The sequence below is a fragment of the Microbacterium sp. genome (genome assembly GCF_052099035.1).
Taxonomy (GTDB): Bacteria; Actinomycetota; Actinomycetes; order Actinomycetales; family Microbacteriaceae; genus Microbacterium.
This window is the reverse complement of sequence record NZ_JBQDSX010000010.1, coordinates 71918-85059: the sequence shown is the minus strand read 5'-3', so window position 1 is coordinate 85059 and position 13142 is coordinate 71918. Positions and strand designations below refer to the sequence as shown.

8 protein-coding genes are annotated in these 13142 nt (G+C 65.6%); 3 read left to right on the top strand and 5 right to left on the bottom strand.

Features of this window, described 5'->3' with window-relative positions; genetic code table 11:
- Window positions 1–139: 139 nt before the first annotated feature.
- Window positions 140–1171, bottom strand: coding sequence for a LacI family DNA-binding transcriptional regulator (locus tag ACTIAO_RS05255; protein WP_441905214.1), 1032 nt, complete (start codon window positions 1169–1171; stop codon window positions 140–142).
- Between the two features lie 167 nt (window positions 1172–1338).
- On the opposite strand from ACTIAO_RS05255, the gene ACTIAO_RS05250 reads away from it, so the two are divergent.
- The gene (locus ACTIAO_RS05250) at window positions 1339–7371 is read left to right on the top strand and encodes a GH92 family glycosyl hydrolase (protein ID WP_441905213.1); all 6033 of its coding nucleotides are present in this window, start codon (window positions 1339–1341) and stop codon (window positions 7369–7371) included.
- Window positions 7372–7572: 201 nt separating this feature from the next.
- On the opposite strand, the gene thpD is transcribed toward ACTIAO_RS05250, so the two are convergent.
- From thpD to ectA, 4 genes are all read right to left on the bottom strand, one after another.
- The gene (gene thpD / locus ACTIAO_RS05245; RefSeq protein ID WP_441905212.1) at window positions 7573–8469 is read right to left on the bottom strand and encodes an ectoine hydroxylase; all 897 of its coding nucleotides are present in this window, start codon (window positions 8467–8469) and stop codon (window positions 7573–7575) included.
- 69 nt (window positions 8470–8538) lie between these two features.
- Window positions 8539–8931, bottom strand: a complete 393-nt coding sequence (locus ACTIAO_RS05240; RefSeq protein WP_441905211.1) for an ectoine synthase — start codon at window positions 8929–8931, stop codon at window positions 8539–8541.
- Window positions 8928–10244: a diaminobutyrate--2-oxoglutarate transaminase gene (gene ectB / locus ACTIAO_RS05235; protein WP_441905210.1), complete on the bottom strand. Its 1317-nt coding sequence runs from the start codon at window positions 10242–10244 to the stop codon at window positions 8928–8930. The genes ACTIAO_RS05240 and ectB overlap by 4 nt, the downstream gene beginning before the upstream one ends.
- Before the next feature lie 74 nt (window positions 10245–10318).
- Complete coding sequence (gene ectA / locus ACTIAO_RS05230) at window positions 10319–10765, bottom strand: diaminobutyrate acetyltransferase (RefSeq protein ID WP_441905218.1); 447 nt, start codon at window positions 10763–10765, stop codon at window positions 10319–10321.
- A 755-nt stretch (window positions 10766–11520) separates the two neighbouring features.
- Between ectA and ACTIAO_RS05225 the strand changes: the two genes are divergently transcribed.
- On the top strand, window positions 11521–12654 hold the full coding sequence (locus tag ACTIAO_RS05225; protein ID WP_441905209.1) for an aminotransferase class V-fold PLP-dependent enzyme: 1134 nt from the start codon (window positions 11521–11523) through the stop codon (window positions 12652–12654).
- A 56-nt stretch (window positions 12655–12710) separates the two neighbouring features.
- Entirely contained in the window at window positions 12711–13133 is a 423-nt protein-coding gene (locus ACTIAO_RS05220; protein WP_441905208.1) for an NUDIX hydrolase, read from the top strand.
- Window positions 13134–13142 lie beyond the last annotated feature (9 nt).

The window sequence follows — 13142 nt, the reverse complement described above, 5'->3', positions numbered from 1 at the left end:
TCGGCTCTGAAGGTTGGTAGGCGCTACTTCTGCACCGGCCCCTCCAGAGCCGACTCGAAATACGCATACCAACGGGTTGTCATGCGAAGAAGACTACCCCATGCGGGAGGATGCTCGGGCCGCGCGTCGAACCCGGCCGCTACGGCAGAGTGAGCTCGGTGGAACCGCGGGCGATGAGGTGCATCGGAAGAACCGTTCGCTCTGGAGTGCCACCGCGATCGGCGAGCCGCGCCAGCGCGAGCCGTGCTGCTTCCCGTCCGAGCTGAACCGCGTCGCCTGTGATGACGCTGATGCCGAGCACGCGCGCCCATTCGAACTCATCGAAGCTGAGCACGGCGACGTCGTCTGTGCGGCCCGCAGCCGAGAGCTCCTCCATCACCCCGAGGACGATCCGATTGTTTCCCGCGACGATCGCCGTGGGCGGGTCCGGCAGCGCCAGCAGATCGGCGGTGTGCTTGCGGGCCTGGTGCGCGTCGTGCACGTCAGCGGTCACAAGCTCGCGCCAGTCGGAGTCCCCGGTGACGTCGAGCACTTCGGCCATGCCGGCGAGACGCTCGCGACGGGTCGGCAACCAGTTGTAGTCGCCGATCATCGCGATCCGGCGATGACCACTGTCGGACAGATGGCGCGCCGCGAGCCGGCCGCCTTCGCGATTGTCGAAGATGACCGACTCAGCGGGCAGCTGCTCGGCAGGACGATCGACGAACACGATCGGGATACCGCGTGCCTGCAACTGCGCGTACGCAGAGTGCTCGGTCATCGCGGAGACGACGATGAGGGCCTTGGTCTGCCGATCGGCCAGGTCGCGAGCGACGTGCCATTCCTGTTCGGCTGATTCACGGGAGTTCGCAACCGCCAGATGGATGCCGTGACCTTGGATCTCATCCTCGATGCCCTGCGCGATCGCGGAGTAGAAGGGGTTGGTGAACTCCCCCATGATGAGCCCGATCGAGTCCGCGAGCCGTCCGCTCGCGAGCAGGCTCGCTGCGGAATTTCGCTGATAATCCAATTCGCGAGCAGCCGCGAGAACACGATTGCGGGTCTCTTCGGTGACGTAGCTCTCGCCGCCGAGGGCGCGGGAGGCGGTCTTCAGACTCACCCCGGCGCGCTCTGCGACCTGGGCGAGAGTGGCGCGGCGCGGCACTGCGGCATCCGAGCGGGGTTCGTCCATTCGCTCTCCTTTTGGCGTGCCATGTCGGCACTTCATTATGCGACGCCGTCTGCGCGGCGGCTGCACAATTGGCACTTTTCTCGGCGACTGGCCGTGTGATAGGTTCCTCAAGGATATGACAGCGATGTCATACATCCACGAAGCAGTGGTTCACATAAGGAGTGACGATGACTGTCCTGACTCGATCGAGTGCGGTGCCCATGCGACGGATGCGATGTGCCGCGGCCGCCATCGTGATGGCCGTGACGGGCGCCCTGCTGGTGACGACACCAGCAGCAGCCGCGGGCGACGCGACCTTCGCGTCCTCGTTCGAAGCAGCGGATGCTGTGCCCGCACTCACCGGAACGGGCGAAGCAGTCAACGTCTCAGGCGACCGCCTGGCGCCGGGCAGCCTTCTCGGTCAGGTCACCGCGATCACGGCATCCGCAGAGAAACCTCCGAACGAGGGCGCAGCGAATCTCGCCGACGGACTCGCATCGTCGAAGTGGCTGGCTTTCGCCAAGACGGGCTGGGCGCAGTACGAGTTCGCCGAGGCGCAATCCGTGTCACGGTACACGCTCACCTCCGGCGGCGATGCCCCTGAGCGCGACCCGAAGGACTTCCGTCTGCAGGGCTCCAATGACGGAACCACCTGGGACGACCTCGACACCCAGAGCGGTCAGTCGTTCGGCAGCCGCGGCGAGACCAAGAGCTACGCGCTCGCTGAGCAGAGCGCCGCCTACCTCTACTACCGCCTGGACATCTCCGCGAATCAGTCGAAGGACCTCATCCAGCTGGCTGGCTGGGAACTCATCGGCGATGACAGCGCCGGCGCCCAGCCGTCCGACGTCGCACTCGCGATCGGTTCCGGCCCGAAGAGCTCGAGCACGGCGAAGACGGGCGTCGGCTTCACCGGCGTGCAGGCGCTGCAGTACTCGGGCCGTCATCTCGACGCGGGTGCCGCAACATCCTCGAGCGTTCTCTACGAGGACGTCGACATCGCCGTCGAGGCCGACACCCAGCTCTCGTACCTGGTCTTCCCCGAGCTCGATGCTGAGCAGACGTACGCCTCCACCTTCGTCGCCGTCGATCTGAGCTTCAGCGATGGCAGCTCGCTCTCCACGAGCGGGGCAACCGACAGCTACGGCTATTCCGCGACGGCACGGGAGCAGGGCAAGGCGAATGTGCTGTGGCCCGACCAGTGGAACAAGGTCACCGTCGACCTGGGCGCATCCGCAGACAAGACGATCACCGACATCCTCTTCGTCTACGACCACCCGGGTGACGGCGTCACCAACATCGAGGTTCCCACCGCGGCGACCACCTTCTCCGGCTGGATCGATGACATCGACATCTCCGCCGCGACGCCGCGCGACACCGGTGATGGCCTTGTGAGCTACGTCGACACGCGCCGCGGCACGAATTCAACCGGCGGTTTCTCTCGCGGGAACAACCTCCCTGCGACCGCTTGGCCCAACGGCTTCAACTTCATCACCCCGATGACCAACGCCGATAACGCCGGAACGCTGTACAACTACCAGCGCAGCAACACCGCAGACAACCTGCCCGCGCTCAACGGCATCGGCTTCTCGCACGAGCCGAGCATCTGGATGGGGGACCGCAACCAGCTCGCCGTCCTGCCGGCCGCGAATGCGAACCCGACCTCGAACCTCAACGATCGACGTCTGACCTTCCACCGCGAGAACGAGACCGCGCGGCCCGACATCTACAGCGTCGAGTTCGACAACGGCATCGAGACCGAGGTCACCGCGACCGACCACGGTGCGATCTACCGATTCACCTTCACGGGCGACGAGAGCTCCGTGCTCATCGACCAGCTCATCGACTCGTCGAAGCTGACGGTCAACGGAAGCACCGTCTCGGGGTGGGTTGATGGCGGATCCGGGTACCCGGGCCGCACACGCATGTTCGTCTACGGCACCTTCGATGCGGACGCCGGCAATTCTGGGGCGACCACCCAGGGCAACCGCAACGGCTCGGCACGATTCGCAGCCTTCGACACCTCGTCGGACAAGACCGTCGAGCTGCGCATCTCATCGTCGTTCATCTCGCAGGATCAGGCGCAGAAGAACCATGATCTCGAGCTCGAAGGGGTGTCGTTCGACGACGCTCACGCCGCCGTGCGCGACGCGTGGAACGATCGCCTCAGCGTCGTCCACGATGTCGAAGGCGCGACGGACACGCAGCTCGTGACCCTGTACTCCAGCCTCTACCGCCTGAACCTGTACCCGAACTCGCAGTTCGAGAACACGGGCACATCCGGCGACCCGGTCTACCAGTACGCGAGCCCGGTCTCCACCACCACCGGATCCGCGACCGACACGAAGACGAACGCCAAGATCGTCGACGGCAAGGTCTACGTGAACAACGGATTCTGGGATACCTATCGCACGGCGTGGCCGCTGTACTCACTGCTCTACCCCGACGTCACCGAAGACCTCGTCGACGGGTTCGTGCAGCAGTACCGTGATGGCGGCTGGGTCGCCCGATGGTCATCGCCCGGGTACGCCGACCTCATGACGGGTACCAGCTCGGACGTGGCATTCGCCGAGGCCTACCTCGCCGGCTCCCTCGACACCGAGACAGCACTGGATGCCTATGACGCCGCGCTGAAGAACGCCACGGTGCTCCCGACCTCCAACGCCGTCGGCCGGAAGGGCCTGGCAGAGTCGATCTTCCTCGGATACACGCAGGCCGGAACGCACGAGAGCGCGTCCTGGGGCCTGGAGGGATTCATCAACGACTTCGGCATCGCCGAAATGGCGAAGGCGCTCGCGGAAGACCCCGAGACACCGGCCGAGCGCGTGCAGAACCTCACCGAAGAGGCTGCGTACTTCGAAGCCCGCGCACAGCACTACGTCGAGATGTACAACCCCGACGCCGGCACCTTCACTGCCCGCAACACGGACGGCAGCTGGCCGGAGGGGGCCGACTTCGACAAGAAGGCCTGGGGCGGTGCTTTCACCGAGGCGAGCGCCTGGACATTCGGGTACCACGCACCGCACGACGTCGACGGTCTCGCCGCGCTCTACGGCGGACGGCAGGGACTGCTCGACAACATGCACGCGTTCCTTACCGAGCGCGAGAAGGCCGATCATTCCGGCATCCACGAGGCGCGCGAGGCGCGCGACGTGCGTCTCGGGATGCTGGGCATGTCGAACCAGATCGCCCATCACATCCCCTACGTTCTCGCCGAGGCGGGAGACCCCTCCGGTGCGCAGGAATTGATCAGCGACATCCAGCAGCGGCTCTTCGTCGGAAGCGACATCGGCCAGGGCTACCCCGGTGATGAGGACAACGGTGAATTCTCGGCCTGGTACGTGTTCTCGGCCCTCGGGTTCTACCCGCTCGAGGTGGGATCCGGCGACTACACGATCGGCTCGCCGCTCTTCGACAGCGCAACGATCGCACTTCCCGGTGGTGACCTGGTCATCAACGCGAAGGGTGCGTCCGACGGCGCCAAGTACGTCGCCGGTGCGAGCATCAACGGCCAGGAGATCACCGCGACGACCTTCGATGGCGACCTGCTGCGCGCGGGTGGCACGCTCGACTTCACGATGAGCGATGAGCCGTCGACGTGGGGTGCGAAGGACCTCGGCGAGACGTTGGAAGTCCCCACGACGCTGGTCGATGCGACCAAGCCCGGTCGCGGTGTGACGACGGCATCCGATGGGACGCCGGTGGGATCACTCGTCGACGACACGATGAATTCGTCCGCGACCTTCGACGGCGGCAGTGCCGACATCGTCTGGACCTCGCAGTCCGGACCGGTCACGGTGAGCCAGTACACGCTCACGAGCACCGCCACGGAATCAGCGCCCACGAGCTGGACGCTGTCGGGTTCCATCGACGGCACGACCTGGGTTCCGCTCGACGCGAGGGAGAACGAAGAGTTCCGCTGGGACACGCAGACCAGACCGTTCAGTGCGGCGGAGACGGGCGGAGCGTTCACAAGCTTCCGACTCGAAGTGCAGGCAGCGGATGCTGCGGCGCTCAGCCTGGCCGAGATCGAGCTGTTCGCTGAAGCCGGCGACGCCGATGGCCTGTCCGTCACCGGCGCCGTGGACCAGCGCGTCGCGGTCGATGCAGAGTTCACCGGGCCGGTCGCGACGATCGTGGGCACCGAATCCGATGCCGATGGCTACGAAGCGAGTGTCGACTACGGCGACGGTGAGGATGCCACCGCCGGGGTCCTGACTCGCAACGAGCTGGGCGGCTGGCAGGTCACCGCGCCGCACACCTTCACAGCGTCCGGTGTGTACACCGCGACCGTGACGGTGACGGACTCGACCGGTGCGATCGCCGCGGCTTCGACGAACGTCACGGTGTTCCGCGACGAAACCTTCGCCGGCGCACTGAACAATGTCTGCATCGGCGACCTCAAGGCCACCGCGGCAGACTGCGATGCGCAGGGTCACGGATACTTCCGCGACAAGCTCGCCGAAGATGGTTTCATTCAGGGTGAGACTCTCACCATTCCTGACACCGCGCTCACCTACGACCTGCCAGCCGTCGAGGCCGGTGCGCCGGACAACGTGACCGGCGACGGACAGAGCTTCCGGTTCGATCTCGGTGCCGGGGCTACGCAGATCTCGTTCATCGGCACGGCGACGGAGAGTTCACGTCAGCCGGAAGCGGTGCTGCACTTCACCGACGGAACGACGCAGAACGTGCCGATCAGCTTCGGTGACTGGGTAGGTGCCTCCGGCTCGCCAGTCTTCGGGAACACGGTCCTCGCGGTTTCTGAGGGACGGCTTTCCGGCATCGACGCTGAATCGAGTGTGAAGAACACAGCGATCTACGCGACGGCGCCGATCGACCTGGCGACGGATGACGACGCAGCGGCGAAGGTCGTCGAGTCGATCACCATGCCGACCGAGTCGGGCTCGCTGGGCGACGGGCGCGTGCACGTGTTCGCGATCGCCTCCGATGGCGACCGTGCTGCATCGACACCGTTCGCGCTCGAGGCCGCTGAGGTCGAAGGCCAGACGACGGGAGTCGCTTTCGAGGAGACTCTCGCCACCGCGACGGGCGGCGTGAACATCGCCGATGCGACCGCAGTCGTGAACTGGGGCGACGGCATGCCCGTCACCCGCCCCGAACTTGTGGACGGTGCTGTGGTCGATGAGCACAGCTACGCTGCCGCGGGGGAGTACGAGGTGCTCGTCACGGTTGATGACGGTCTGCGCTCGGTAACGGCATCCGTCACGATCGTCGTGACCGACCCGGAGCCGGCGTACCAGCCGACTCTCACCGTCACGCCGGCCGAGGCCGCACCGGGCGATGAGGTGACGGTCGACGGTGACGGTTTCGCTCCGGACGAGAGCATTCAGGTGCGATTCGGTGATGAGACCAGCACCGTGGATGCCTCGGGGGACGGCGTGATCAGCGCAGCGTTCACGGTGCCGGAGGATGCCGTCGACGGCGAGTATCCGATCACGGCGCTGGGCGAGGTGTCCAACGTGGAGGTGAGTGCTGCTCTCATCATCGTCGGCCCCCAGACCGGTGCGGAGCGCACCACGGTCACCCTCGAGCAGGGCGCTGTGGCTCCCGTCGTGAACGAGCAGTTCACGCTCACTGCGACGGTGACGCCTGAGGAGGCGACCGGTCAGGTCGAGTTCGTCGAGGGTGACGCCGTCATCGGTTCGGCGCCCGCCTCCGGTGGCACGGCGATGGCAGACGTTCGCTTCGCCACCTCCGGCGAGCACACCGTGATCGCACGCTTCGTGCCGGATGATGCGGACTCCTTTGCCGCGTCGTCTTCGGAGCCGGTCACGTACGAGGTGCGCAGCGCCCCGGTGCTCGACGCCGAGGTGGAGCTGTCGGCGTCGAACGTGGTCCAGGGTGGCACGCTCGACGTCACCGGTCGTGGATTCGCCTCGGGTGAAGAGGTCGTCATAGACCTGCACTCCGACCCGGTGAATCTTGCGACGGCGACCGCCGATGCGTCTGGGTTCTTCCGGATCCAGGTCACCGTTCCCGCCGTAATCGATCCGGGTTCGCACTCGGTCGTGGCGACCGGGTCGTCGTCCGGACTCGAGGCGCAGGCGACCTTGACGGTGGAGGCTGCGGCGTCGGTCGGTGGAGGGCTGGCGACCACGGGTGCCGCGGCTCCGATCGCGCTGCTGCTCATGATGCTGGTGCTCCTGGCCGCAGGCGGGGTGCTGTTCCGCCACCGCCGGAAGTACCGCATGCAGTGAGGTGGGCACGCCCGGCGTGGCGCGTCACCCCGGCGTGGCGCGTCGCCCCGGTGTGGCGCGTCACCCCGGCCCGCCCCGTCACATGACGTCGGCGCCCCCGGTTATCGCCCAGGCCCCCGGTTATTCACGTGAATAGCCGGGGGCCCGGATGACGATGGGGGGCGCCGACGGGTGGATGCGGGCGGTGGATGCTGGGCTGGTTCAGCCCAGCGGAGTGAAGTCGCGGCTCGCGATGTGCTCGGGGCGGGCTGACTTCGCGGCGAATGGCTCTACAAGCGCGTTGTCGACGCTGTTGAACACCATGAAGACGTTCGACCGGGCGTACGGCGTGATGTTGTTGCCCGATCCGTGCATGATGTTCGAGTCGAACCACAGCGCGGATCCCGCAGCTCCCGTGAACTGGTCGATGCCGTACTTCTCGGCCATGGCGGTGATTGCGGCGTGACTGGGCACGCCGGCCTCCTGCGCCTGCAGCGACTGCTCATGGTTGTTGTCGGGGGTCTCCCCCACGGCCGGCACGAACGTGCGGTGCGAGCCGGGCATCACCATGAGCCCGCCGTTGAACGGGTAGTTGTCGGTCAGGGCGATCGACAGGCTCACCGCCCGCGGCACCGGCATCCCGTCTTCGGCGTGCCACGTCTCGAAGTCCGAGTGCCAGTAGAACCCGGTGCCGGTGAAGCTCGGCATGTAGTTGATGCGGGTCTGGTGCAGGTACACGTCCGACCCGACGATCTGCCGCGCGCGGCCGAGCACCTTCGGATCGCGGGCGAGAGCCTCGAGCGCTGAGCTCAGCTTCTCGACCTCGAACACCGAGCGCACTGTGCCGGTGGTGCGCTCGGTGATCATCCGCGGGTCATCCTTCAGCGCGGGGTCGCCGGCGAGTCGGTCGAGCTCGCGCGTGTACAGCGCGACGTCGTCGGCGGTGATGAAGTCGTCGAGCACCGTATAGCCGCGTCGCTCGTGAGCCTCCAGTTCGGATGCCGTGAACGGGCCATCGCCGACCTCGCCCCATACTGCGGGCTGAGTGCGTTCGATGAAGTCAGTCGGAGTCGCCAGCCGCGTCGGGAACAGGTCCTCTGCGGTCGTTGTCGTTGTCATGCTTCGTTCTCCTGTCTCTCGTGCGGATTGTGCGATGTGTGGATGCCGCGGGCCCGCCACAACCGTGGCTCAGGCGGGCTCGGTGACCAGCGGGTACACGCCGTTCTCGTCGTGCACCTCGCGCCCGGTGACGGGCGGGTTGAACACGCACACGACACGCATCTCGGTGCGCGGGCGCACCTCGTGCTTGTCGTGGTCGTTCAGCAGGTACAGCGAGCCCGGGGCGAGCTGGTGCGTCGTGCCGTTGTCGAGCTCGGTGATCTCTCCCTCGCCTTCGACGACGAAGACGGCTTCGATGTGGTTGGCGTACCAGAACTGGTTCACGGTGCCCGCATAGAGCGTGGTCTCGTGCACGGAGAAGCCCACGCCCTCCTTCGCGAGCACGATGCGCTTGCTGCGCCAGTTCTCGGTCTTGATGTCGGCGTCGGTGTCGGTGATCTCGTCGAGTGTGCGGACGATCATGCGGGGGTGTTCTCCTTGTCTTCGATGTGCAGGTCGGCGTGTGCCGCAGCATCCGGATCCGGTTCGCCGAGTACCGCGCGGACAGACTCGTCGATGATTCGAAGACCCTTGTCGAGTTCAGCATCCGTGATGGTGAGGGCGGGAAGGATCTTCATGACCTCGCCCTCGGGTCCGGATGTCTCCATGAGCAGTCCGCGTTCGAAGGCGGCCTTGCAGACGGCATCCGCCAGCTCGCCCGAAGGGAACTGCAGCCCGCGCGCCAGCCCGCGACCCTTTGCGAACAGCTCGTGCTGCCGGTAGCGCGCGGCGATCGTGTTGAACCAGCCTTCGACGCGTGCGCCCTTGGTGATCGTCGAGTCGCGCAGCGCGTCATCGGACCAGTAGCGGCGGAGCGCCGCAGCGCCCGTCACGAATGCCGGGCCGATACCGCGGAACGTGCCGTTGTGCTCGCCGGGCTGCCAGATGTCGAGTTCCGGCTTGATGAGGGTCAGCGCCATCGGGATGCCGTAACCGCTGATCGACTTCGACAGGCAGACGATGTCGGGGACGATGCCGGCCTCTTCGAAGCTGAAGAACTCACCGGTGCGGCCGCAGCCCATCTGGACGTCGTCGATGATGAGCAGCATCTCGTACTTCTTGCAGAGAGCGGCGAGCTGCCGCAGCCACTCCGCGCGCGCGGCGTTGATGCCGCCCTCGCCCTGGACCGTCTCGACGATCACGGCGGCCGGGAGGTTCAGTCCGCTGCCGGAGTCCTCCAGCAGTCGCTCGAAGTAGAAGAAGTCCGGGTAGTCGCCGTCGAAGTAGTCGTCGAAGGGCATCGGCGTCGCATGGACGAGCGGTACGCCCGCCCCGCCGCGCTTGAGCGAGTTACCGGTGACGGACAGAGCACCGAGAGTCATGCCGTGGAAGGCATTCGTGAAGTTGATGACCGATTCGCGTCCGGTGACCTTGCGAGCAAGTTTCAGTGCGGCCTCGACGGCGTTCGCACCTCCCGGGCCGGGGAAGACGAGCTTGTAGTCGAGATCGCGAGGCTTCAGGAGCACCTCGTCGAATGCCTCGAGGAAGTCACGGCGGGCCGTGGTGAACATGTCGAGCGAGTGCATGACACGGTCATCGGCCAGATAGTCGATGAGGACCTTCTTCAGCTCGGGATTGTTGTGCCCGTAGTTCAGCGCGCCGGCACCGGAGAAGAAGTCCAGGTACTCGGCACCCGACTCGTCGTACATCACGCTGCCGACAGCACGGTCGAACACGACCGGCCAGGAGCGCGAGTAGCTGCGGACTTCGGATTCCAGCTGTGTGAAGATATTCATTTTGGTGGGGTTCTCCTCCTTGTGGTTGTCGTGCGGGGAGTGCACGCCGCCCTGTGTCGGGCGGATGGCGACGGCTACATCGGCGGACCGATTTCATACAGCCGTTCAGGATCGTGGAGATCGGCATCCGGCCCGGCGAGGCTCAGGTGCGCGGTCTCGAAAAGTGGGGTGACGGTCATCGGAGCATTGCCCCAGCGCTTGGCGAGGCTGCGGAACGTCTGCTGCGAGGCGGCGTTGTCGTCGGTGATGGTCGTCTGCAGGGTTCGGACGGGGGGCTCACCGGAGTTGTGAACCAGCGAGTCGAGCATTCGCCCGGCAAGGCCCAGACCGCGGAACTTCTCATCGACGGCGACCTGCCAGACGAACAGGCAGGACGGGTCGGCGGGGCGCCGATACCCGAGCACGAACCCGGCCGGATGCTCGTCGACGAGAGCGATCCGGCAGGTCGACGCGAAGTCGCGAGCGTATAGAACGTAGGCGTACGACGAGTTCAGATCGAGGGTCTGCGAGTCGCGGGCAATGCGCCAGAGGTCGATTCCCTCATCGATGCGTGGCGGGCGAATCAGGCTCGCCCTACCCGACCGCGCATCGATATGCGCAGCGTGCGGTGACCTTCTCGGCTCAGTCGAGCCGGCGGAAGTCAGAGTGTGTCACCATCCCGGATCGGGGCGCACATGGAGAGAAGAAGCATCCTCTCCACAGTGTCATGCCCTCCGCGCGACCTCAAATCCACTGCGTTTGTAGGCTTCCAGTCTCACTCGAGTTGGCAGATTCTCGCTCAAGTTGTCCTTCGTCTCATTCGGCTTGGCAGAATCTCATCCGAGTTGTCCTGTCCGCGCGCCTAGAGGTCACCAGGCGCGGATACACTCGGCCACCACTACGCGGCGAAGCCGTCCAGAAGCTGACCTGACAAGTTAGCAATTGGCTTTTCCCTTCGAGCGGGAACGGGGGGCTCCCCAGCGGGCGAAACGACGGCGTAAAGTCGACCGAAACTTGGAGGACAACTTATGGACCCGCTTTCATCTCTCGCCCTCACTGTCGTGGCGATCGGAGTGTTGACCTATTCCGTCTATGGCGCCGTCCGCAAGGGGGTGCGCGATGGTCTCAGGGATGACCGTGCCCGGCTTCAGAAGGAAGATGAGGCAAGTCGACAGGGCAGAATTCAGTAGCTCCGGCGCGAAATCGCGACGTTTGGTAACGATCGCGTTGGGGCATTCGTCTCACCTTCTATCAATTCCCTCAATGAGAGGATCGGACAATATGGGATGCTGGGCGCATGACCGAACTTCCGCACGATGACGTCGATCCCGGTGGACTGCTCGAATACTCGGTGGTCTTCACTGATCGTTCGCTCAACCACATGTCCGCTCGATTCGTCGAGGCGATGCCGCAAATCCTCAGCATTCTCGAAGAGGCATATAACGCGCATACCTCTGTGATCGTCCCCGGCGGCGGCACCTACGCGATGGAGTCCGTTGCCCGTCAGCTGGCGACAGGTAGGCGCGCGCTGGTCGTCCGCAACGGCCTGTTCTCGTTCCGCTGGTCGCAGATTCTGGATGCCGGCGGCATCAGCGACGACGTCACGGTACTGACGGCGCGCCCGGACAGCGACGATGTGCAGGCGGCATGGTCGCCTGCTCCCATCGACGACGTGGTCGCGGCGATCCGAGCCCGTCAGCCCGAAGTCGTCTTCGCGCCGCATGTCGAGACCGCGGCAGGCATGATCCTGCCGGATGACTACATTCGTGCGCTCGCCGATGCCACGCACGAGGTCGGCGGTCTGCTGGTGCTGGACTGCATCGCCTCGGGTGCCATGTGGGTCGACATGGCCGCGCTCGGTGTCGACGTGCTGCTCAGCGCACCGCAGAAGGGCTGGAGCGGGACGCCCGGCGCCGGTTACGTGATGCTCAGTGAGACGGGGCGGGATGCCGTCACCAGCCGGACTTCGACGAGCTTCGCGATGGACCTGGCGAAGTGGCTGTCGATCGCCGACGAGTACCGAGCAGGACGCGCCGCGTACCATGCGACGATGCCGACCGACTCGCTCCTGCGGAACCTCGCAGCGATGATCGAGACGCGTGATCGCGGCTTCTCTCGTCTTCGCGATGCCCAGATCGAACTCGGGACGCGGGTGCGGGAACTCCTGGCCGCACGCGGACTGCCGTCGGTCGCGGCATCCGACTATGCGGCGCCGGGCGTCGTCGTCGTGCACACCGATGATCCCGCGTTGAAGTCGGGCACGGCGTTCAAGGAACAGGGCATTCAGGTCGCGGCCGGCGTTCCGCTGCACTGCGACGAGCCGGCTGGATTCTCGACATTCCGCCTCGGTCTGTTCGGGCTCGACAAGCTCGCTGACGTCGACGGAACGGTCGCGCGGCTCGAGAAGGCGCTGGACGCGATCGGGCGCTGAGCTCGCTCGCTCTCCTCTCGCCGCGTACTTGGTCGGCGTACAAGTACAGTGAGTCCATGGATTTGCGCGTCGCAGCATATGCCGTCATCACCGATGATGAGAGCAGGGTGCTGCTCGCGCGCTGGACGGGTGGTCGCCGCATCGCATGGACGATGCCGGGCGGGGGCCTTGAGCCCGGCGAGGATCCCGATGACGCGGTGCGTCGTGAAGTCCGCGAGGAAACCGGGTACTCGGCGAAGGTGCTTGAGCTGCTCGGCATCCACTCGCGTGTGATCCCGGCGGGCCGCCGGTCGCCTGAATCGGATGCTCCGCTGCACACGTTGCGTGTCATCTATCGTGCGGAGATCACCGGCGGCAAGCTTCGCTTCGAGAAGGACGGCTCCACCGACATGGCCGGATGGTTCCCGGTGCCAGAAGTCGCGAAGCTACAGAGGGTGAAGCTCGTCGACATCGCCCTGCGCAAGGGCGGCGTGATCTGACGCACCTCG